Below are 23103 nucleotides of genomic sequence, written 5' to 3' on the forward strand. Positions count from 1 at the left end.
GGGGATCCCGGATGGCGCCGGTGACGGTCGGCCGCCAGACTGGACACCATGACTTCACACCCCATGGGGACCGAGGCCGTCGAGTCGGCGGCCGCTACCGAGATCGCCGCCGCAGCGCAGGACCTGGTGAAGCTGTACGGCTCGGGAGATACCCAGGTCAAGGCCCTCGACGGGGTGTCGGCCGACTTCGCGCGCGGTGAGTTCACGGCCATCATGGGACCGTCCGGTTCGGGCAAATCGACCCTCATGCACTGCCTGGCCGGCCTCGACAGCGCCAGCGCGGGCGAGGTCCGCATCGGTGACACCGCGCTCACCGGTCTGTCCGACAAACAGATGACCGCGCTGCGCCGCGACCGCATCGGATTCGTCTTCCAGGCGTTCAACCTGGTTCCCACGCTCACCGCGCTGGAGAACATCACCCTCCCGCTCGACATCGCGGGCCGCAAGGCCGACCAGGACTGGCTCGACACCGTGGTGAAGCGGCTCGGGCTCGCCGACCGGCTCACCCATCGGCCGAGTGAACTGTCCGGTGGTCAGCAGCAGCGCGTGGCGTGTGCCCGCGCCCTGGTCGGCAAACCGGAGATCATCTTCGGTGACGAACCGACCGGCAACCTCGACTCGCACTCCTCCGGTGAGGTGCTCTCGATCCTGCGCGCCTCGGTCGACGAGTTCGGCCAGACCGTCGTGATCGTCACCCACGACCCGCGCGCGGCCGCCTACGCCGACCGGGTGGTGTTCCTCGCCGACGGCCGCATCGTCGACGAGCTGCGCGATCCGACGCAGGACTCGATCCTCGACCGGATGAAGGCGCTGGAGACCAAATGACTAGCCCCATGCGCAAGGTCGCCTTGCGTAATCTCGCCGCGCACAAGGTGCGATTGGCCTTGACGGTGTTGTCGGTGGTGCTCGGCACCGCGTTCATCTCCGGGTCGTTCGTGTTCACCGACACCCTGCAGCGCACCTTCGACGGAATCTTCGCGGGCCAGGCCCAGGGCGTCGACGTGCGCGTGGGCCCGAAGGACCAGCAGTCGCTCGGCGTGCCGAACAATATCGTCGCCGCGCTGGCCAAGGCCGACGGTGTCGATCGCGTCGCCCCGGCGGTGAACGGCCCGGTCGTGCTGCTGCAACCCGACGGCAAGAAGGCCGTCCAGACCGGTGGCGCACCGAGTTTCGGTCTGTCGTACCTGCCGCCGGAGCAGGCCGTCGAGGAACCGGAGAAGTTCGTCGCGGGTGCGCCGCCGTCGCAGACCGGCGAGATCGCGCTCAACACCGGCGGTGCCGAGAAGGCCGGGTTGAAGGTCGGCGACAAGACCAAGGTGCTCGTCCCGTCCAAGGGCGACCCGTTCGAGGTGACGCTCACCGGCATCTACGAGATGCCGGGCGCCGAGGGCGGCGGGGTGGTCGCGGTGATGTTCACCGAACCGCAGGGCCGCAAGCTGTTCACCGACGGCAACTACGTGGCCTACGCCGATATCCGTGCCGCACCGGGTGTTTCGGCCGACGATCTGCGCGATCGGCTCGCCGCCGGCCTGCCGAACCTGAAGGTGCAGAACTCCGACGAGGTCCGCGAGGACATGAAGAAGGAGATCTCCGAGGCGCTCACCTTCATCAACTACTTCCTGCTCGCGTTCGGTGCGATCGCGCTGATCGTCGGCACGTTCATCATCTACAACACCTTCTCGATGATCGTCGCGCAGCGGTTGCGTGAGCTCGCGTTGCTGCGCGCGATCGGGGCGAGCCGTCAGCAGGTGGGCCGGTCCGTGGTCGCCGAGGCCGTGGTGATCGGGCTGATCGGCAGTGCGATCGGCTTGGCGGCGGGTATCGCGCTGGCGTTCGGGTTGTCGGCTTTGCTCAATGCCTTCGATCTCGGTCTGCCGACCGGTTCGCTGACGGTGTTGCCACGCACCGCGATCGTCGCCCTGCTCGTCGGGTTGGTGGTGACCGTGGCCAGTGCCTACGCGCCCGCCCGCCGTGCCGCGAAGGTGCCGCCGGTGGAGGCCATGCGATCCGAATTCGCCAGCGCGGGTGAGTCGTTGCGGGTGCGTACCGTCATCGGTGCGGTGCTCGCCGTGGCGGGCGGTGTGCTGGTGTATCTCGGTGCGCAGGGCACGGGCAAGAGCGCGGCGATCACCGTCGGAGTGGGTGCGCTCGGCTTGATCCTGGCCGTACTGCTCGCCGCGCCCGCGCTGTCGCGTCCGGTGGTGGTGGTGCTCGGTGTGCTGACCCGGCCGTTCGGGCCGATGGGCCGGATGGCGCGCAACAACGCGGTGCGCAACCCGCGCCGCACCGCCGCCACCGCCTTCGCACTGACGCTGGGGCTGATGCTGGTCTCGGCCATCGGCATCCTCGGTGCGTCGGCGAAAACCAGCGTGGACGTGCTGATCGACAAGGGTGTGAAGGCCGAATACGTGCTGGCCGGTCCGCCGATGATCGGTGCGGCGATCGGCGCGGTCGACGCGGTGCGCCAGCAGGTTCCGCAGGTCAGTGATGTCACCGGTATCCGGGCGGTCGGGTTCCGGCTCGGTGACGAACGGGTCGGGGCGACCACGCTCGACGGGCCGATCGACCCGGTGATGGACATCGAGATGCGCGAAGGCTCTAGCACCATCGCGGAGAAGGGCATGCTGGTCGGCGAAACCGAAGCAGCCGACCGTGGTTGGGAGCTCGGCGAGAAGGTGACCATCACCAGCCTCGACAATGCCAAGCTCGAGTTGACCGTCGGCGGCATCTACGTCGACTCACCCCTGCTCGGTTCGATGGTCGTCGACCCACGCCTCTACGAGCAGTTGATGCCGCAGAAGTTGCGCACCAACGTGATCGTGCTGGTGAAGGCGGTGCCCGGCGCCGATCTCACCGCCATGCGGGCCAACCTCGAGAAGGCCACCGAGCCGTTCGCCGTGGTGCAGGTACAGGACCACGAACAGTTCAAGGGCGCACAGGGGCAGCAGATCAATACGCTGCTCGCCATCCTCTACGGACTGCTCGCCTTGGCGGTGGTGATCGCCGTGCTCGGCATCATCAACACCCTCGCGCTGTCGGTGGTGGAACGTCGCCGGGAGATCGGCATGCTCCGCGCCGTCGGCACCCAGCGTTCGCAGATACGCCGCACGATCTACCTGGAATCCATGTTGATCGCGATCTTCGGCGCCATCGTCGGACTGCTTCTCGGCGTTGCCCTCGGCGTCGGATTCCTGCGCACCTTGCGCGATATGGGCATCGATCAGATCGACATCCCGTGGTCCCAGCTGGTGGCGATGCTGATCGCCTCGGGTGTGGTCGGTGTGCTGGCGGCGGTGTGGCCGGGTGTGCGGGCCGCGCGGACGCCACCGCTGGCGGCTATCGCGGATCTGTAGGAGCAGCAAGCATTTTCGGGCCTTCGGAGACACTTTCCGGAGGCCCGAATGCTGTGGCTGTGCGCGCCCGGCCGCGGGGTACCGGCTCAGTGGCAGGCAGGTCGGCGACGCATGCTGGTCTGCAGCTGCTGTGCCCGACGCGCGTTCAGACCGAGCCGACGCCGGTGCCGCGTCGTCCGCGATCAGGCCGGGTAGGTGGTGGACCAGTCGCGGGTGGGCTGGCCGTGTTCGTCTCGTGGTGGGGTGAGGCCGAACTCGGTGCAGTAGTCGGTGGCCAGGCGTTCGAGGACCGGGCGGGCGTCGACCGTGCGCGACCAGCGGTGCGGCAGGGCGCCGCGGCCGAAGCGCGCGCCGAGCAGACTGCCCGCGATCGAGCCGGTGGCGTCGCTGTCGCCGGAGTGGTTCACCGACAGCAGCAGCCCGGTGCGGACGATCACGTGTCCGGGTCCGCCGACCGTCTCCGCCGCCAGCATCGCGTACACGGCGATCGCGAGCGCCTCCGGGCCGATCCAGCCCTCGCCCAGAATCTCGAGGTCTTCGGGCCTCGGCACGCGCGCGGGCCGTGCGGTGCGGGCGGCCAGGGTGATCGCCGCGTCGAGGGCGGCCGCGGTCTCCTCGTGGTGTGGGTAGGTCGCGAGTTCGGCCAGTGCCCGCTCGAGTGCGGTCTTGGTGCCGATTCCCCGGCTCATCTGGTAGACCAGCGCAGCCAGCACGCCTGCGGGCAGCCAGCCACTGGGGTGTCCGTGGGTGAGGGCGGCTGTGTCGCAGCCCAATTCGAAGATGGCGGTGAGGGCGGCACCGGAACGGTCGGCGGCGTAACCGAATCCGCACGGAGCCGACCGCATCAGCGCGCCGCTGCCCTTGGAATTGTTGATCGGCCGGTCGCGGGTGCCCAGCGGGTTCGTCGGCTCCCGCCGCTCGGCCACCGCGCGCAGCGAGGTGTACACCGAGTTCGCGACGCCGCGCTGTTCGACCAGCTCGCGATGACCGGCCAGGGAGCTGTGCAGGGCGGTCGGTTGCTCGGGCAACTCACCCACCTGCCCGCGTAACCACACGAGCATCCCCTGCTGCAGCAGACCGAGCGTCGCACCCCCGATGCCCTTGGCCCGCGCGCGCACCGAACCCCGGATGAGGGCCTCCACGGTGAAGGCGGTCAGCTGCGTCTCCTCGGAGATCCGGAGCTGGTCGGCCTCGTCGGTCACCCCGAGGTAGCCGTACTCGTCGCGGATCTTGCGCAGGGACATGGTCTCGATCGGCGCACCGAGTGCGTCCCCGATCGCGCCACCGATCAGGCAGCCGTGGACGGCGTTCAGCCATTCCGCCGGGCCCTGCGACCGAGCGGTACCGGTGCGCTGCGCGTTGCCGCTGTCCGAGTGCGGTTTTTGCTGGGCAGGGGATACGTGCGATCGCGATGGCGAACCATCGGCGGTGCCGGTGTGGATCACCGGGATACCTGCCGACGCGGTCGGGTTTGCGGTGGGTGTGGCCGTTCCGGTGGCGGGGTGAGCGGCGGTGCTGTGGTGAACGGGCCTGCTGACGGCGGTCGGGTCGCTGCGGCGGTGTGTCTGCGGGTGGTCACCGGTGTGCGGCCGCACTGCCGGTTGCTGACCCGTGTGCGGAGGTCGGCGGAGTGCTTCGGTGAGCGCGGTCGCGAAGGCGGTGCAGGTGGGGAAGCGGTGGGCCGGGTTCTTCGCGAGGGCTTTGGCCAGGACCGCGTCGACAGCGGCGGGGAGGCTGGTGCGCCGCGAGCTCGCCGATGGGGGTGGGGCGTTGAGGTGGCCGAGCATGACGGTGGCGGGGTTGGGCGCGTCATAGGGGCCGGCGCCGGTGAGCAGCCGGAAAACGGTGCAGGCCAGGGAGTATTGGTCGCCGCGTCCGTCGAGTGGTTCGCTGCTGAGCTGCTCCGGGGAGGCGTAGGCGATGGTGGCGGTGAACTGGCCGGTGCGGGTCAGGCCGCCGGTGTCGTCGAGGAGCTTGGCGATGCCGAAATCGGTGAGTACCACCCGTTCGTCGAAACCCGCGCCGACGCCCGCCGTGCGTGAGAGCAGGATGTTGGCCGGCTTCACGTCACGGTGCAGCACACCCCGGCGGTGCGCGTAGTCCAGCGCGCCCGCCGTCTGGGTGACGATCTGGGCGATGCGGTCGGTCCCGAACTCCGCCGCCGGTACCGCCGCCGCGTCCGTTCCATCGACGAACTGCATGGCGATCCAGCACCGTTCGTCCTCGACGCCACGGTCGTAGACGGTGATGATGTTCGGGTGATCGAGCTGGGCGATCACATCGGCTTCACGCTCGAACCTGGCCCGGATCTCGGTGTCGGCGAACAACTCCCGATGCATGAGCTTGAGCGCGGTGAGGCGTGGCAGCCTGCGGTCCTTCGCCGCGTACACCGCGCCCATCCCGCCGCGCCCCAGCTCTCGTTCGATGACGAAACCGGCGAAAACCGCCCCGCGCCGCACCATCGCTCACCCCGTTCACCGAATCCGATCGTTGGCAGCCTAATCGGTCGCGTGCCTTCGCCGAGTCGTTGTCACACCGCCGGTGCGTGGGTGTGCGCCCACCGGGTGATGTCGCCGCGGTCGAGCGCGGTGGCGAGCAGGTCGGGGAATTTGTCCGGTGTACAGGCGAAAGCCGGGATACCGAGCGCCGCGAGCGCCGCCGCGTTGTCGTGATCGTAGGCAGGCGCGCCTTCGTCGGAGAGCGCGAGCAGCACCACCACCTGCACGCCCGATTCCTTCATCGCATTGCACCGGCGCAGCATCTCCTCGCGCACCCCGCCCTCGTAGAGGTCGGAGATGAGCACGAACAGGCTGTCGGTGGGCCGGGTGATGAGCGATTGGGAGTAGGCGATGGCGCGATTGATGTCGGTGCCACCGCCGAGCTGGGTGCCGAACAGCACGTCGACCGGGTCGCTGAGTTGCTCGGTGAGATCCACGACCTCGGTGTCGAACACCACCAACGAGGTCTTCAGCGACCGCATCGAGGCCAGCACCGCGCCGAACACCGAGGCGTAGACCACGCTGGCCGCCATCGACCCCGATTGGTCGATCGCGAGCACCACGTCACGCTGGATCGCCTGCGACTTGCGGCCGTACCCGACCAGTCGCTCGGGCACGATGGTTCGGTGTTCGGGCAGGTAGTTCGCCAGGTTCTTGCGGATGGTCCGATCGAAGTCGATATCGCGCAGTTTCGGGCGGTGGGTGCGCGCGGCCCGGTTGACCGCGCCCGACACGGCCGCCACCGTCTTGGCCGCGATGCGTCGCTCGATCTCGCGCACGACCTTCTCCACCACCATGCGGGCGGTCGCCTTGGTGGTCTCGGGCATCACCCGGTTGAGACCGAGCAAGGTACCGACCAGGTGCACATCGGGTTCGACCGATTCCAGCAGTTCCGGTTCCAGCAGCAGCTGGGTGAGGTTGAGCCGCTGCACCGCGTCGCGTTGCATCACCTCGACCACGGTGGCGGGAAAGTAGGTGCGGATGTCACCGAGCCAGCGCGCCACCCGGGGCGCCGAACCGCCCAGCCCGCCGGACCTTTTCGCCGACGTACCGGCCTCACCGGTGTTGTACAAAGCGCTCAGCGCCTGGTCCATGGCCTGATCCGCCCCCGACCCCAGTCCGCCGAGTTGTTCCTCGGCGGCCGAGCCGAGCACGAGACGCCAACGGCGCGCATGAGTTTCGTCGTTACCGGTCATGGTTGACGCTCCTGATGATCGAGCCGAGTTCGTCGGGCGGGGTGAGGACTCGCGCCTCGAGACGCGATGGGCGAAGACGGCGCTCATCCGGCGGCGCCGAGAATGCTCGCGGCGGCGCGCAGAGCCAGCTGTCCGCGCGCCGGGTCGACAGCCGTGGCGTTCGCGGTTGTGGCCGGTGCGGGGCCGGTGTCGCGCAGGGCCTGGCCGATGGCGCGGCGTTCGCCCGATTCGAAGGAACCGAAGGTGCGGCGCAGCAGGGGCAGGGTGGCGACGAACTGGTCTTCGGGGAGCTCGCGCAGCCAGTCGTCGATGCGGCGCAACAGGTCTCGGTCGTGGACGAGCAGGAGTCCACGGCCGCCGAGAAACCCGTCGATCCAGGCGGCCTTGGCCGCGGGGGTGTTGCCCACCGACAAGGCCGCCGAGAGCCGGCGCGCCGAATCGGCGTCGTCGATGCGTTCGGCATCGCACAGCAGCCGAACGGCGCGCCCGCCGATGGCGCCGTGCACGTCGTCGCGATCGGCGATGCGGTGCAGGGTGGCCAGCCACTCGGTGGTCGAGCGGGTGTCGTCGCGGGTGCTGACGGCGGTGTGGGCGGCATCGATCTGACGGCGCAGCGCCTCGGCGGCGTCGGTGTCCAAGCCGGTCACCGCACCCGGAAGACCGGCGCAGATGCGCACGAGCAGGCCGTCGGCCACGTGCTCGAGCGCCTTGGTGTCGGTGCCGCGCACGTCGCCGTAGCGCAGGGTGCGGGTCAGGCCGGGCAGGGCGCCGAGCAGGTGGGTGACGTCGTGGTCGAGGGCGGCTGCCGCCTCCAGGCGGGCGATCAGGCCGTCGGTGGCGCCGCCGAGGTCGGCGAGCAGCGCCGTCTCGAGCGCGTCGGCGAGTTCGGTGACCGACACACCGTCGCGGCTCGCGGTGTCGAGGATCTTGGCTTCCGCCGCCGTGCGCAGGGTGGTGCCCCACACGGCGGCTTCCACGATGCGTACCTCGAACTCGGGTTCCCAACGCAGCGACCAAGTTTCGCGGAAAGTGCCGGTGCTGCGCACCTCACCGACGGTCGGGGTGCCCCACTCGATGCCGAGCAGCCGCAGCCGGTGCAGCAGGTGCGAGCGTTCGACATCGCGTTCCTTACGCAGATCGAGGTCGACCGTACGGATGAGGGCTTCCTGCTTGAGCCGAAGGGTTTTGATGCGCGCCCGCAGATCGGCGGCCAGCGGGACGGTCGGCGTGTTCTCCGGCACCGCACCGAGCGTTTCGCCGACGACGAGCTCGTCGACGACCAGCCGCAGCATGGTCTCGTCCCCGCCGCACATCACCGACCGCACGGCCTCGGTGACCTCCGACAATCCGGCCAGCGGCCTGCCGCGCAACGCGGCGAGCGTGTCGGCCAGGCGAACCGACTCGATGATGTGCGCGCTCGACACCGGCAGATCGTGTGCGCGCAGCACCCCCGCCACCTTCGTCAACCACCGCGCCACCGGCCGCTCGGTCTCGGTGAACAGGTGGTGATACCAGCCGGGTGAGGTGACCCCGGCCCCGTACCCCGAGCCCGATGCCAACCGGGAGTGCGTCCACGGCACCCACGTCAGAGCGGCTTTCGTCTTCGGAAGCCCCTTCAGCAGACGCATATCCGGCGCCGCCGGACCCAGCGGCCCCACCAGTGCGGGTGCGTGCCACGCCCCGCACACCACCGCCACCCGACGAGCCCCGCCCTTGAGCACCTGCCGCATCGTCTGGCGCATGTACGCCTCGCGCCGCAAGGTGTGCTCGTCGACCACCAGCGGCCCGGCCCCCACCGCTTCGGGCAGCAGGTGCTCGAGCCCCGCACTCTCCACCGACTCCCTGTCCGACGACGTCAGCGGATCGGTCGATGTCGCCAGGTCGTCCGCTTCGGTGCGGGTCGCGGGCTGGTCCGAGCTGATCGGCGTGGCAGGTTCATCTCGGCCGGTCGGCGTCTCGTGATCGTCCGAATCGGTCCCCGCTGCGCAGTCGATCGGAGGTGTTGGTTCGGCTGTGCCGGCCGGTGCATCCGGGTCTGCCGAGCGGGTCGGTGCCTGGGGTGCGGCCGAGTTCGTGCTGGTCGGGGCGTCTTCGCGCAGGGCCGCCATGGCTTCGGTGATGGCGTCGAAAGCAGCGGTGTCGGGCACGGATTCGACGACCGCGTCCCACCAGCGTTCGGCGTCGTCGAAACCCGCGGCCGAAGCGAGGGCCGCCAGGGGGTCGGTGCGGTCGACGCGGGTGTCGTCCTCGATGGCGAGGACATTGGTGGCGGGCAGGTCGCAGAAGCGGACCGGGACACCGTTGTCGACGCCGTAGCGCATGGCCTGCCACTCCGGGGAGAACACCGCGAAGGGCCAGAATGCCGCTCGGGCGGGCGAATCCGGGACGTAGGCCAGCAGGGCGACCGGTGGGCTCATCGTGTCGGCGGCGACGAAACCGACGAGCGGATCGGCGTCGGCGGGCCCCTCGATGAGAATCGTGTCCGGCCGGAACTCCTCGAGTGCCTGCGCCAGCGACCGCGCCGACCCCGGCCCGTGATGACGGATACCGAACACCCGCGTCACGGGTTCACCGGCCGCCGGCTCGTCCCGCGCCTGATCCGGCCGGGTACCGCCTGTTTGTTCGCTCATCGAAAACCCCATGTGTGCTGTGTGATCCGTCCTCCCCGTCGCGCGGGTGTCAGCCGGCGATGTCGCGGCAGGCGCGGTAGAAATCGGCCCAGTCGGGGCGTTCACGGACGACGGCCTCGAGGTATTCGGTCCAGATCACCGCATCGGCGACCGGGTCCTTGATGACCGAACCGAGTACGGCGCCCGCGATGTCGGAGGCGCGAAGTACACCGTCACCGAAGTGGGCGGAGAGGGCGAGACCGTTGGTGATCACCGAGATCGCCTCGGCGGTGGACAGCGTGCCCGACGGCGACTTCAGCTTGGTTCGCCCGTCGGCGGTGATGCCCGACCGCAGCTCACGGAACACCCGGACCACCCGCCGCACCTCCTCGGCGGCAGCCGGGACCGTCGGCAACTCGAGTGCCGCACCGAGCTGTTCGACCCGGCGGCTGACGATCGCCACCTCGGAATCCTCGTCGGCGGGCAGCGGAAGCACGACGGTGTTGAAGCGGCGGCGCAGCGCCGAGGACAGATCGTTGACACCCCGGTCGCGGTCGTTGGCGGTGGCGATCACATTGAAACCCTTGGCCGCCTGCACCTCCGCACCGAGCTCGGGGACGGGCAGCGTCTTCTCGGACAGGATGGTGATGAGCGCGTCCTGCACATCCGAGGGGATGCGGGTCAGTTCCTCGATCCGGGCGATCGCGCCGGTGCGCATGGCCGTCATCACCGGCGACGCCACCAGCGCCGCATCGCTCGGCCCCTCGGCGAGCAGCCGCGCGTAGTTCCAGCCGTATCGGATGGCTTCCTCCGCCGTCCCCGAGGTGCCCTGCACCAGTAGGGTCGACTCACCACTGACGGCCGCCGAAAGATGCTCCGACACCCAGGTTTTCGCGGTACCGGGCACACCGAGCAACAGCAGCGCGCGATCGGTGGCCAGCGTCGCCACGGCCACCTCCATCAGCCTGCGGGGACCGACGTACTTGGGTGTGATGACCGTGCCGTCGGCCAGCGTGCCGCCGAGCACATAGGTGACCACCGCCCACGGCGACAACTTCCACGACGGCGGACGTGGCCGGTCGTCGACGCGCGCCAGCGCGGTGAGCTCGTCGGCGAAGGCCTGCTCGGCGTGCGGGCGCAGCAGGGTAGTTGCGGATTCGGTCGTCGTCATGACAGCTCCTCGAGCATGGTGGCGCGTTCGGTGAGATCGGTGGCGAGGGTGCGGAAGGCCTGATGCCAGGCGGGATCGTCGGTGGCCTCGGCCAGCGCGGTGACGCGGGCGGCGAGGCCGACGGGGAGGTGGACGCCTGCCGCGGTGAGCAGGGCGCGGTCGGTGTAGACACCCGCACCGGAATGCGGGTGACGTGCCGTGGTGCGGGCGCGTTCACCGAGCAGTCGCAGTACGTGGGTGGCGACCCGGTCCGGCCAGGGATGGTCGAGTCCGGGCAGGATCGCGTGCAGTTCGGTGAGCTGATGCGCGTCCAGATCGAGCACGTGCTCGACACGGTCGGCGGGATCGAGCAGGGTGAACAGTTCCCGGCGGCGCAGCACCGCCTGTTCGGTCGGGGTCGCCCCGGCGAAAAGCTCACGTGCCCAGACGGTGTCGCGGGCGGCGAGGGTGGCGTCGACCCAGCCGTCGACGATCGCCTTGGCATAGCGCACAGGCAGTGTGAGTGCGAGTGCTGTCGCGGCGGTGTTCTCGGGGGTGGTGCCAAGAATCCGCGTCCATGCCGACAGCGGTGCCGCGGCGATCACCTGGTGCAGGGTCTGCACCGATGCGTCGGAGGTGTCCCAGCGCAGCTTCGGCTGTTCGGTGCCGTCGGTGATGCCGTCGCGGCGGGCTTGCGCGCCCACATCGGCGGGGACCTCCACTTCGAGCCCGCCGTCGGAGCCGACCCGGACCCACGCCGTGAGCAGCGCGGTCATCCTGGCGCCGTACGCGGAATCGGGGAGCCGGGCGAGCAGACCGGCGGCCGTGCGACGTACGTCGCCGCGCCGGTCGTCGAGCGCCCGTTCCAGGAGGTCTTCGTCGGCGGCGTTCGAACCGATGCCAAGCAGGCCGAGGAGTTCGGCTTTGATCGCCCCCGATTCCTTGGGCCACGCGCTGGTCAGCACCTCGAGCCCGCGCGCCGGGTCGACCCGGCGCAGGTTGGCGAACCAGTCCTTGCGCTCACCCGGAGTGCCGAACAGCCACACATCGTGCGAGGCAGCGACCTCGACGGAATCGCCGTCGACCACAGGCGAATCCGCAGCGGTTGGATCATCGGTCCCGGCCGACGATTCGTGGCGCGCCGCCGCGCTCTCCCCGGAAAAGACCCGGTCGACGGGAAACTCGTCGACCAGCTTCGACCAGGCCGGATTACGCGCCGCCAGCCACCGCCCCCGCCGCCCGGCCAACCGCAGCAGCGGAGCACGCAGCGCGGGATCCGAGGCCGCCGACAAGGCCTGCACACACAACACATCGGGCAATCGGAAGTCGAACGGCTCGGCGGCGGCGAACCATTCGGGAAGGAACGCCGACTTCTCCCGGAGCAGACGGCCGAGCCGATCGGCCGACCGGCGCGGCAGCAGCGGACGCGGATCATCCAGCGCGGGGTCCGGTTTCGGCGCCGTACCGGGTAGGCGCCCACCTCGCAGGTACAGATCCTGCAAGGCGGCAGTCTCGAGGAGTTTGGTCGCGGTATCCCCACCACGTTGCGGCACCGCGCCCGCGACCGCCGGATCGAGATGCACGCCGTCGAGTCCACGGCGAGCGGTGCCGAGCAAGGCGATCGAAACCAGTTCGGCCAGTTCGGGACTCGCGGCGGAACCGGTGGGGAACTCGGTTTCCAGGTCGTACACCTCGCCGGCGCTGAACACCGACACCGGGTCGAAGCCCTCGGCCGACCACTGACCGGTCACCGTCACCGGATGACCACCCGACACCGCGGCCAACCGCCACGGCCGGACCCCGGTGGGCAGGGGCAGCGCGGTGCCCTCGGCATCGACCAGATGCCAACCGTGCTCATCGATCGCAGGAACCACATCGGTGAGCAGCGCGGGAACAGAACGCACCAGCGGGTCCTCGCTCAGCGCGGTGGCGTAGGCGTCGAGTACATCGCCGATCGTGGTACCGGCGGCCGGGACGGTGGTGAACGGTTCGGGCACACCATGGCGGGCACCCCATTGCACCCGCAGCGGTACAGGGCCGGGGTAGTAGTGCAGTTCCGCGTCGACCTCGTTGCCCGGTGCGGGCACCTCGCCGGTGAAATTCGGTGTGCCGAAGGAGTGTTCGATCAGCAGCGCCCAGCGGCCGCCGGCACGGCCACGCAACCAGGTGCGTCGCGCGTAGAGCCGTTCCTCCTCGCTCACCCGCATGCCGAGCACCTGCCAACGGTCACGCACCGCCGGTTCGGCGAGCACGGTCTCGGCCTGCACCGGGTAGCCGATGTGGGAGCGGATGCCGGCCTGCAACGGTTCCGGCAACGCGTCGAGGGTGCGGTGGGCGAGGACGAGCAGATGCAGCCGGGCGTATTCGCGCAGCAGCAGCTCGGGCCAGTGTTCGGTGGTGGCCACCGCTGTGGGCAGCCTGCGCAGTGCCTCCGCGATCCGGGGTGCCTGGGCATCGACCATGCGCGCCGCCACGGCCTCGTAGGCGGCATAGGAGCGGTCGGTCTGGGCGAGGCCGGTGCGAACCTGGTCGTTGAGCCACACCTGCAGCTCCGCCAGCCCCGCCGACACCCGGCCGTGCCGCTGCTCGACCGCCGCGGCCGACGGCGCCGACTTGGCCTTCGGCGCTGCGGTGGCCTTGGCGGCCCGGCTCGCGAGCCACTCGGCAGCGAAGTCGGCGGGCGCGTCCCGCGTCGGCACCGCGCCGCTCGACCACGCCAGCAGCAACGACAGGGCGTGCTTGCAGGGAAACTTCCGGCTCGGGCACGAACACTTGTACGCGGGACCGGAGAGATCGACGATCGTCTGGTAGGGCTTGGCCCCGCTGCCCTGGCACAGCCCCCACACCGCGTTCTCCCCGGCGCCGGTGTCGCGCCAGCGACTCGCCAGCTTGCGCGCGGCAGCCACCGAGCTCGCATCGGGTGCGAGCGCACGGACCTGGTCCTCGGTCCACAGCGCGGATGTGTCGGTCATCGGTTCCCCCGTTCTCTGTCGCCGAAATATCTACCCGAGCCCACCGACAACTTCGCCGGTTCACGGTGAAGGACCTGGAAAACCCTGGTGCCGTGGAAAATTCGCGCCTCACCTCTTGCTGTGTGGGGCGAACTCTGGCATTCTGACCTGTTCGGCTCGACCGGACCGCCCGGGCCGCTCAACGCAGCGTAGCGCGGGTGAGAGCACCTCATCGAGCTGCCCGCCGGGGTGGGCGAGGGGTGGACATCGAGGGCCGGTCGCGGCGCCACGATGGCCATTCCACTCCCGCGGGCAGATTCGCTGGGGCGCAGCGCATCCCCTGGGCGAACGCCCGGCGATCGGGTAGCGTTTCGGGCACAGTTGCGCTCGGGGCGTGAAGGGGGGGTGTCGCCAGTGTGCTCGGACCGCATCACCGAGGTGGTCGCGCGCGAGCTCGCCGCCGACCCGGCTGTGGAGGACCGGGTCGCCGATTGCGTGCTCGCGGCGCTCACCGAGGTCGACGATGCCGCCGACACCGCCGATGCCGGTGACACGGGAGTCTTCCTTCGCGCCGTCACCGTGCACGGCTTCCGCGGCATCGGCCCCACCGCCACCCTCCGGCTGAATCCCGGACCCGGTCTCACCCTGGTGGTCGGCCGCAACGGCAGCGGGAAATCCAGCTTCGCCGAGGCCGCCGAATTCGCGTTGACCGGTGGCAATCGCCGCTGGGACGGGCGCACCAGCGCCTGGCGCGAAGGCTGGCGCAACCTGCACGAACCCGATCTCGCCCGGATCGAGGTCGAGCTGCTCACCGGTGGCGGTGCGGTCACCGTCGCGACGCACTGGGCGCCCGGCGCCGAGCTACCCGAGGCGCAGTGGACCGAACGGCGCGGTGATTCGCCGCCCGCCTTCGTCGACCCGGCGAGCAGGCGCCAACGCCTCGACCTGTATCGCCCGTTCCTGTCCTACAGCGAGCTCGGCGCCCTCGTCGACGGCAAACCGAGCGACCTGTTCGACGCGCTGCACCGCCTCCTCGGCCTCGACCAACTCGCCGCGGCGGCCGAGAGCATCCGGCTGCGCAAGCTGGAACTCGAACGCGCCGTGAAGAATTCGCGGCAGGACCGCGCCGACCTGCTCGACGAACTCGCCCAGGTCGCCGACGATCGCGCCGATCGCGTCGCCGACCTGCTCCGCGACCCGGACCCCGACCTCGACGCCATCGCGGCAGAGGTGGCGGGCTCGGTCCTCGGCGCCGAAGGACCCGAGGGCCTGCGCGCCGTCCTGCGCCTGTCGCTGCCCGATCCGGTGGAGGTGACCGCCGTCGCCGACCGGCTCACCCGCGCCGCCGCCGACCTGTCCGCCCACGCGACGATCGACGCCGAATCCGACCTCCGCGTCCTCGAACTGCTCACCCGCGCACGCGAACACGCCGCCACCGCGGGCGCCTGCCCCTGCCCGGTCTGCGGCCGCGGCGACCTGGACGACGACTGGCTGATCGCCGCCGACGCCGAGATAGCCAGGCGTAGTGCCGATCTCGACGCTCTACGCTCCGCCCGAACGGAATTCGAGTCGGCTCTCGCGGCAGCTCGCGCCCTTCCGACGCCGGTGCCCGAGGAATTGGCTCCGGCGATCCAGCTCACGGACCGGGCCGTGAAACCCGGCACGCCGCCGCCCGAAGCGCCGATCCGATCGGAAGTACTCGGCAAGCGCCGCGACGCGGTCCGGCGATGCTGGGACGAGTGGGCCGCGCTCGCGACCGCCGACTACGACGAGCAGTCGGCCCACCGCCTCCGCACGACCTACCAGGACCTCGCCACCGAACTCGCTGCCCTGCGACGCGATGCACGCATCGAACTCGAACGCCTGGATGCGGTGTGGTCGCCGCTGGTCCCGCGTATCCTGGCCTGGCTCGAACCGGCCAGGGCCGTCGCGGCCGATGCGGGCGAGTTGCGGATCGTGCGCAAAGCCGCGGACTGGCTCAAGTCGGCGACGACGACCATCCGTGGCGAACGGATGCGGCCGCTGGAGGCGACGGCGCGGTGGGTGTGGAGCACCCTGCGTCAGCAGAGCAATGTGGAGCTCGGGGCGATCCGGTTGCAGGGCAGCGCGGGTACGGCGCGGCGGGTGCTTCTCGATGTCACCGTCGACGAGGTGGACGGCGCCGCGCTCGGCGTGATGAGCCAGGGCGAGCTGCACGCGCTCGGGCTGTCGCTGTTCCTGCCGCGAGCCACGGTGGCGCACAGTCCTTTCCGGTTCGTGATGATCGACGACCCGGTGCAGGCGATGGACCCGGCCAAGGTCGACGGACTGGCCCGGGTACTCGCCGAGGTCGCCCTCACCAGGCAGGTCGTCGTCTTCACCCATGACGAGCGCCTAGCCGAAGCCGTGCGCCGCATGCAGCTCGACGCCACCGTGCTCGAAGTGCAGCGCCGCGAACGCTCCGTCGTCGAGGTCCGGGTGACCGGCGACCCGGTGCGCCGCTACCTCGACGACGCCCGATCCCTGCTGCGCACACCGCAACTACCGCCCGCGATCGCCGACGAACTCGTCGCCACCTGCTGCCGTTCGGCCATCGAGGCCGCCGGGCTGGCGAAAGCACGCCACGAGCTGCTCGCCGCCGGGCTCGCGCACGGCGAAGTGGAGCGCCGGGTTCGCAACGCGCACACCACGCGCGCCATGATCACCTTGGCCATCATGGGTCCCCGTGCCCGCGTGGACGACCTGAACAAGCACCTCAGCGCCGTCGGTGGCCGCTGGCTCGTCGGGGTGTTGCGTGACGCGACCGCGGGCGCCCACGTGCCGATCGACCGTCCGATGCGCGAATTGATCAGCGATACCGAACGATTCATCGCCTGGCTGCGTGCCCACGAACCGGCGATGGTGCGGTCGTGAACGGGCATCCGGTCCGGTCCGGCCGCGCAGTCGACCACCTCGTCGGTGTAGCGATGCACCTGAATCGTGCGCGCCGCCGGGGACGACCCCAGCTCGGTCGCGGCGTCGCCCCCGGGCACCGGGTGGCCGAGAGTCGGGCGGCAAGGCCGGCCGGGAGACGTTGTGCGGCAAGGTGGGTCGGGCCGTGGTGAACCGTCGTGGCAGACCGCGGCGGGCCGAGTTCACCCCGCGCCCTTCCGTCGCCGAACGGTTGGCGGCCGCCGACGACCTGCTGAACGGGTCGGTCTCGGACGCCGGGGGAGTGTGGTCGCGGGCCGTCGCCTGGATCCTGCGGTTGGCCTTGGAGCAAGCCGTGGACGAACTGTGGGCCCAGATGGCCCCGGAACTCATGCGCTGCCCCATGCGCGCCCAACTGCTCGCCCTTCGGGTCTATGCCGGTCCCGAAACCGCGGGTCAGGTGGGTGCGCTCTGGGCGGCGCTCTCGCGCGCGGCCCACCACCTCGACTACGAGATGGCGCCGAGCGTCACCGACCTGCGCCGCTGGCGCGACCAGACGACCGAACTGTGGCGGGCCCTGGAACTTGTCCCGTTGACGCACCAGACCTTCGGCTGAGCACGGTCGGCGATCGGCCGCCCGCACGCACCCGGCAGGATGACCCCATGGGTGAAGCGAAACCATGTCCGTGCCGGCGCGGCGAACCGTTCGATGCCTGCTGCGGCCCGATCCTGGCCGGTGCGCGCGCGGCGGCGACCGCCGAAACCCTCATGCGCTCGCGCTACACCGCCTACGTCGTCGGCGACACCGACTACCTGCTGCGCTCCTGGCACCCGGACACCCGCCCGCAGGACCTCGAACTCGATCCCGACCAGCGCTGGTTGTTCCTCGAGATCGTGCGCACCGAACGCGGCGGACCGTTCGACGACAACGGCACCGTCGAGTTCATCGCCCACTACCGGTTCGACGGCACGCGCGACAGCATGCACGAGGTGAGCACCTTCGTCCGCCTCGACGGCGCCTGGGTGTACCTCGACGGTGTGTTCGCCGCCTGAACCGGGGATACTGCACCGGTGGCCCGCATCGCGATCGAATACTGCACCCAATGCCGCTGGCTGCTGCGCGCGAGCTGGATGGCACAGGAACTGCTGAGCACCTTCGGCACCGACCTCGCCGAGGTGGCGCTCGTGCCGGGGGAGGGCGGCGTCTTCCGGATCACCCTCGACGGCGATCAGCTGTGGGAACGCAAGGCCGACGGTGGCTTTCCCGAGATCGCGGTGCTCAAGCAGCGGGTTCGCGACCGGATCGCACCCGGGCGCGACCTCGGGCACGTCGACCGGCGCGACTGATCAGCAGCAGCCGCCCCCACCACAGCATCCGCCACCCGCGGGCTGTGCCGCAGGCATCGGCGCGGCGCCGCGACCCACGGTGGCGAAGGTCGTCAGCAGTTTGACGGTGTCGTCGTGGCCCGCCGGGCAGGACGCCGGATCCGAGGACTGCGCCATCGGCCGGTTCACCTCGAACGTGTCGCCGCAGGAGCGGCACCGGAAGCTGTAGTTCGGCATGCGGCAAGTGTAAGTCGCCACGGCCGCACCGACACCTGGTCGGCCAGCACACTCTCGGCTATCGAATTCCGGTGCGGTGCGGTTCGCCGCGCACCGCGCTGACGTCGATCGAAGGCCTGCTGCCCGAACGCGGCTCCGGCAGCCCAGATCGCCCGCCGACGACATCGTGAGGAGGCCGAAGCTGTACCGGCGAGTAACCGTTACCTGCGGAAATGGTGCGTTGGCGGCGTGCCAGTGGCCTGCCGACGTACTCTCGTAAGGAGTCACCAGGTGCTGCGGCCCGCGGGAGCAAATGCACAGGCACTCGTGGATCGCGCCGGCTAGGAGGTGTGCGATGAGCATTCAGCCCGATCTCGACCAAGGCACGTGGACCCACGAAGCCGAACCACTGGCGCACACCGAGTACGGCACGGTCAGCGGAATCTGGGAGGGGCCGGTCGCCGTGTGGCGCAGCGTGCCCTACGCGAAGGCACCCGCCGGCCCGGCTCGATTCCGCCTGCCCGAGCCGCCGAAGCCCTGGGAGGGCGTGCGCGACTGCGCGGTCTTCGGTGAGATCGCACCGCAGGCGATGGGCGCGATGGTGCCCGTCGACTCGGATCTGCGGATGGGCGAGGACTGTCTGTGGGTGAACGTGTGGTCGCCCCGGCCACAGCCGAGCGACGACGAACCGCGCCCCGTGATGGTGTGGCTGCACGGCGGCGCCTACTGCCTCGGCACCGCCGCGCAGACCATCTACAACGGGCGCAGACTGGCCGAAGCGGGCGACGTGGTGGTCGTGACCGTGAACTACCGGCTCGGAGTCCTCGGTTTCCTCGACCTGTCGTCCTTCGGCGACCAGTTCACTCCGAACCTCGGCCTGCACGATCAGCTGGCCACCCTCGCCTGGGTCCGCGACAATATCGCCGCGTTCGGCGGTGACCCCGGCAATGTGACGGTCTTCGGCGAATCCTCCGGCGCGGGCTGCGTCACCGCGCTGCTCACCGCACCGGCCGCCGACGGGTTGTTCCACAAGGCGATCGCCCAGAGCCCGCCCGCCACCACGGTTTTCGGGCAGGAACGCGCCGCCGTCGTCGCCCAGCGGTACCTGGAACTGCTGGAACTCGGTGCGGGCGAGACGGATCGGTTGCTCGAGCTGCCGATCGAGCAGCTCGTGGAGGTCGGCGCGGTACTGCTCGACGAGGTGCCGACCAAGGAACCGGGCAGGCTGGCCGCCGCCCCGGTGGTCGACGGGGACCTGTTGCCCGCCTATCCGATCGACCGTTTCCAGCAGGGCCTTTCCCATCGGGTGCCGTTGCTGATCGGCAGCAACAAGGACGAGGCCTCCCTGTTCCGGGTGCTCAAATCCCCGATCATGCCGGTGACGCCCGACGCCGTGAACGCCATGCTGCAGGACGTCGCCGCCTCGCACCCGGAGATGTCGCCGGAACGGATCGCCGAGATCACCTCCGCCTACCCGGATCTCACCAAGATCCGTGGCGCGCTCGCCATGTCGACCGATGCCGCGTTCCGTATGCCCGCCGCGTGGGTCGCCGAAGGGCACGCCCAGCACTCACCGACCTGGAAGTACCGATTCGACTACGCGACACCGATGTTGAAGGCGGCCCGGGTCGGTGCCGGCCATGCCACCGAATTGCCCTATGTATTCGGCAATTTCGGCACGCTCAACCACGACCCGACCTTCTGGCTCGGCGGGCGCAAGGCCTCGCTCGCGGTCTCGGGCCGGATGCAGCGCCGCTGGCTGGCCTTCGCCGAACACGGCGTGCCGGCGGCACTGGACGGTTCCAAGCACTGGCCGCGCTATCTGCCCACCGACCGGACCACTTTGCTCATCGACACCATCGACCGGGTCGTCGACAATCCCGACGCCGAACTGCACACCGCCTGGGGCGACCACGCCGTCGGCTTCAGCTGAGCAGTGTCACACGTCGGTGGAGAAGCGGATGCCGCCGTCGGGGATCTCCACGCCCGGCCACACCCTCGCCCCGCGCAGCAGTTCGCAGCGGGCACCGACCTGGGCGCCGTCACCGATCACGCCGTCGCGCACCAGCGCGCGCGGACCGATCCGGGCGCCGAAACCGACGATCGACCGCTCCACGGTCGCACCCGCCTCGACGACCGCGCCGTCGAAGATCACCGCGCCGTCGAGTCGCGCACCCGCGCCGATCTCGGCGCCACGCCCGACCACGGTGCCGCCGATGAGCAGTGCGCCCGGCGCCACCCCCGCACTCGGGTGCACCAGCGACTCACCGCGCTGACCGGGCAGGGCTGGGGAGGGAGCGATGCCGCGAACCAGGTCGGCCGAACCGCGAACGAAGTCCTCCGGGGTGCCCATATCGCGCCAGTAGGAGGCATCGACGTGACCCTGCACGCGGGCACCCTCGGCCAGTAGCGCGGGGAACACCTCGCGCTCCACCGACACCGGGCGACCGGTCGGGATCTTCTCGATGTACTCACGGCGGAACACGTAGCAACCGGCGTTGATCTGGTCGGTCGGCGGATCCTGGGTCTTCTCGAGGAACGCCGTGACCCGGCCTTCCTCGTCGGTCGGCACACAGCCGAAGGCGCGTGGATCGCTCACCCGGACCAGGTGCAGGGTCACATCGGCGTTGGTCGACTCGTGGGTGTCGAGGATCGCGCCGAGGTCGGTGCCGCCGAGCACGTCGCCGTTGAAGACCATCACATTGTCGGCACGCAGCTTGGGGAGCACGTTGCGAATGCCGCCGCCGGTGCCGAGCGGTTCGGTCTCGGTGACGTACTCCAGGTCGAGTCCCAGCTCCGAACCGTCACCGAAGTGCTCCTCGAACACCTCCGCCTTGAAGGAGGTGCCGAGAACGACGTGGGTGATCCCGGCCTCGGCGATGCGGGCCAGCAGGTGGGTCAGGAACGGCAGCCCGGCCGTCGGCAGCATCGGCTTGGGCGCCGAGAGGGTGAGCGGACGCAGCCGCGTGCCCTGTCCGCCGACGAGGATGACCGCGTCGGTGCCTGCATTGCCTGCCATCGAGTTTCCCCTGTTCACAGTGGACCGGCCCCTACTCAGGCGCCGGTTCGCGCTTTCTCACGCAGCGCCGATCGAACCGCAATCCGGGAGCGAACCGCAAGTCCGGCCCGCAACGCGAGCCGCAGCGGCGCCTGCCACCAGTGCGGATGCCGGTCGGCCTGGAAGCGGTAGGCGCTGGCGTGGTGGGCGGGCAGCATCAGTTCCGGGTGCTTGCCCGCGGCGTGACCCTTGGCGTGGGTCACCTCGGCGTCCGGGACGAACACATTGTGCCAGCCCGCCTTGCCCATGCGGTCACCGAAGTCGACGTCCTCCATGTACATGAAGTAGCGCGAGTCGAAGCCGTCGATGGTGTCGAACGCGGCGCGACGCACCAGCAGGCACGAGCCCGACAGCCAGCCGACCACCCGCTCCGACAGCTCCTCGTTCTCCTGCCGGTAGCGCACCGACCAGGGGTTCTTCGGCCAGATCGCGCCGAGGATCGCGTGCCCGGCGCCGTCCGCCAGGCCCGGCACCCGCCGTGCCGAGGGGTAGACGCTGCCGTCGGGTTCGCGCACCATCGGCCCGAAGGCGCCCGCGCGCGGCCAGCGCTGCGCGGCCTCGAGCAGCTTGTCGATGGAGTCGACACCCCAGCGGATGTCCGGGTTGGCCAGGATCACGAATTCGATCGACGGATCGATCTCGGCGACGGCCCGGTTGATGGCGCCGCCGTAGCCGATATTGCCGCCGGTACGCAGCAGCCGCACGTGGGCGTTGGCCTCGGCCACCAGCTCGGGCACGCCGTCGGTCGACCCGTTGTCGGCCAGGATCACCTGCGGCTTCTCGCTGGTCGCGTCGGCGAGGGTGGTGATGAAGTGCTCGAGATGCTCGCCCGGTGAATAGGTCACCGTGACGACGGCCAGACCGGCGGGGGCGGGGGATTCGGCTGCGTTCACGAGTGCGCAGCCTAGTCGGACAACCGGCGAAGTGTGTCGGTGAGTGCGGAACGCCAGGGCCGCATCGGGGTCAGGCCCGCGTCGTTCCAAACGCGGGGTGAGAGCACCGAATAGGGCGGGCGCGGCGCGGGTCTGGGGAACGCGCTCGAATCGCACGGCAGCACCCGGGCCGGGTCGGCGCCGAGCTCGGTGAAAACGGCGACGGCCAGGTCGAACCAGGTGGCGGTGCCGGAGTTGGTCGCGTGCAGCACCCGGGGTGCGTCGGGGCGGTCGGCGAGCTCGAGCAGGGCGGCGGCCAAGTCGATCGCGCTGGTCGGCGACCCGAGCTGGTCGTTCACCACGGTGACGGTGTCGCGTTCGCGCTCTAGCCTGCGCATGGTCGCGACGAAATCCCCCTCGACACCGGCGTACACCCAGGCCGTTCGCACGACCTGCGCGTCGGGGCAGCCGTCTAGCACGGCCCGCTCACCCGCCAGTTTCGACTGGCCGTAGACCGTCGCCGGTCCGGTGGGGTCGTCCGGTTCGTAGGGTGTGCTCGCGGTGCCGGGGAACACATAGTCGGTCGACACGTGGATCAGCCGTGCGCCGGTGGCGGTACAGGCGGCGGCGAGTACGGCCGGACCGGTGGCATTGGCGGCGAACGCGGCGTCGCGGTCGGTTTCGGCGGCGTCGACGGCGGTGTAGGCCGCGCAGTTGAGCACCACCGCGCCGGGTGTGAGTATCGCCTCCACCGCCGCGCGGTCGGTGATGTCGACCTGCGACCGGCCGAGGCCGCGCGCGTGCGGGGCCAGACGCAGGATTTCCCGCCCCAGCAGCCCACCGGCGCCGGTTACGATCAGGGAAGCTCGAGGGGGGAAATCGGCATTCACGCGGCCAGTCTGGCACGCCGCAACACCTGCGGGTCGGCCCGACTGTGGTAACTGTTGGTTAGCCTGTGTTCACGACAGTGGGGTTTGCGGGGAGG

The 23103-nt window shown here is 70.2% G+C and carries 16 protein-coding genes; 7 read left to right on the forward strand and 9 right to left on the reverse strand.

Annotated features, from left to right (window positions below):
• The first annotated feature begins 48 nt into the window (after window positions 1-48).
• The gene (locus ACSVDM_RS12685; RefSeq protein ID WP_243749737.1) at window positions 49-825 is read left to right on the forward strand and encodes an ABC transporter ATP-binding protein; all 777 of its coding nucleotides are present in this window, start codon (window positions 49-51) and stop codon (window positions 823-825) included.
• A complete protein-coding gene (locus tag ACSVDM_RS12690; RefSeq protein WP_439264919.1) occupies window positions 822-3353 on the forward strand; it encodes an ABC transporter permease in 2532 nt (843 codons plus the stop codon). Before ACSVDM_RS12685 ends, ACSVDM_RS12690 begins: the two co-directional genes overlap by 4 nt.
• A 182-nt stretch (window positions 3354-3535) precedes the next feature.
• On the opposite strand, the gene ACSVDM_RS12695 is transcribed toward ACSVDM_RS12690, so the two are convergent.
• From ACSVDM_RS12695 to ACSVDM_RS12715, 5 genes are all read right to left on the reverse strand, one after another.
• On the reverse strand, window positions 3536-5815 hold the full coding sequence (locus tag ACSVDM_RS12695) for an ADP-ribosylglycohydrolase family protein (RefSeq protein WP_439264921.1): 2280 nt from the start codon (window positions 5813-5815) through the stop codon (window positions 3536-3538).
• A 68-nt stretch (window positions 5816-5883) separates the two neighbouring features.
• Window positions 5884-7047 (reverse strand): VWA domain-containing protein, encoded by a 1164-nt coding sequence (locus ACSVDM_RS12700; RefSeq protein ID WP_067491339.1) that lies wholly within the window; start codon window positions 7045-7047, stop codon window positions 5884-5886.
• Between the two features lie 83 nt (window positions 7048-7130).
• Window positions 7131-9677, reverse strand: a complete 2547-nt coding sequence (locus tag ACSVDM_RS12705; protein ID WP_439264923.1) for a DUF5682 family protein — start codon at window positions 9675-9677, stop codon at window positions 7131-7133.
• 49 nt (window positions 9678-9726) lie between these two features.
• Entirely contained in the window at window positions 9727-10827 is a 1101-nt protein-coding gene (locus tag ACSVDM_RS12710; RefSeq protein ID WP_439264925.1) for an ATP-binding protein, read from the reverse strand.
• A complete protein-coding gene (locus ACSVDM_RS12715; RefSeq protein ID WP_439264927.1) occupies window positions 10824-13778 on the reverse strand; it encodes a DUF5691 domain-containing protein in 2955 nt (984 codons plus the stop codon). Before ACSVDM_RS12715 ends, ACSVDM_RS12710 begins: the two co-directional genes overlap by 4 nt.
• 393 nt (window positions 13779-14171) lie before the next feature.
• On the opposite strand from ACSVDM_RS12715, the gene ACSVDM_RS12720 reads away from it, so the two are divergent.
• The 4 genes from ACSVDM_RS12720 (at window position 14172) to ACSVDM_RS12735 (ending at window position 17993) form a co-directional block, all read left to right on the forward strand.
• Entirely contained in the window at window positions 14172-16649 is a 2478-nt protein-coding gene (locus ACSVDM_RS12720) for an AAA family ATPase (protein ID WP_439265104.1), read from the forward strand.
• A gap of 184 nt (window positions 16650-16833) precedes the next feature.
• Window positions 16834-17262: a hypothetical protein gene (locus ACSVDM_RS12725; RefSeq protein WP_439264929.1), complete on the forward strand. Its 429-nt coding sequence runs from the start codon at window positions 16834-16836 to the stop codon at window positions 17260-17262.
• Window positions 17263-17309: 47 nt separating this feature from the next.
• Window positions 17310-17699, forward strand: coding sequence for a YchJ family protein (locus tag ACSVDM_RS12730; RefSeq protein WP_439264930.1), 390 nt, complete (start codon window positions 17310-17312; stop codon window positions 17697-17699).
• A gap of 18 nt (window positions 17700-17717) precedes the next feature.
• A complete protein-coding gene (locus ACSVDM_RS12735; protein ID WP_067637493.1) occupies window positions 17718-17993 on the forward strand; it encodes a SelT/SelW/SelH family protein in 276 nt (91 codons plus the stop codon).
• Here ACSVDM_RS12735 and ACSVDM_RS12740 read toward each other — a convergent pair whose 3' ends face one another.
• Window positions 17994-18209: an FmdB family zinc ribbon protein gene (locus ACSVDM_RS12740; protein ID WP_067491348.1), complete on the reverse strand. Its 216-nt coding sequence runs from the start codon at window positions 18207-18209 to the stop codon at window positions 17994-17996.
• Window positions 18210-18543: 334 nt separating this feature from the next.
• Here ACSVDM_RS12740 and ACSVDM_RS12745 point away from each other — a divergent pair, with 334 nt between their 5' ends.
• Window positions 18544-20121, forward strand: a complete 1578-nt coding sequence (locus ACSVDM_RS12745) for a carboxylesterase/lipase family protein (protein WP_439264933.1) — start codon at window positions 18544-18546, stop codon at window positions 20119-20121.
• A gap of 6 nt (window positions 20122-20127) precedes the next feature.
• On the opposite strand, the gene ACSVDM_RS12750 is transcribed toward ACSVDM_RS12745, so the two are convergent.
• From ACSVDM_RS12750 to rfbD, 3 genes are read right to left on the reverse strand one after another with little or no spacing between them, the layout of a single operon-like run.
• Window positions 20128-21207, reverse strand: coding sequence for a sugar phosphate nucleotidyltransferase (locus ACSVDM_RS12750; RefSeq protein ID WP_067491352.1), 1080 nt, complete (start codon window positions 21205-21207; stop codon window positions 20128-20130).
• 35 nt (window positions 21208-21242) lie between these two features.
• Window positions 21243-22139, reverse strand: coding sequence for a glycosyltransferase family 2 protein (locus ACSVDM_RS12755; protein WP_067491354.1), 897 nt, complete (start codon window positions 22137-22139; stop codon window positions 21243-21245).
• Window positions 22140-22150: 11 nt separating this feature from the next.
• Window positions 22151-23008, reverse strand: a complete 858-nt coding sequence (rfbD, locus tag ACSVDM_RS12760; RefSeq protein ID WP_439264936.1) for a dTDP-4-dehydrorhamnose reductase — start codon at window positions 23006-23008, stop codon at window positions 22151-22153.
• Between the last annotated feature and the right edge of the window lie 95 nt (window positions 23009-23103).

The organism is Nocardia sp. JW2 (genome assembly GCF_051843015.1).
Lineage (GTDB): Bacteria > Actinomycetota > Actinomycetes > Mycobacteriales > Mycobacteriaceae > Nocardia > Nocardia coubleae.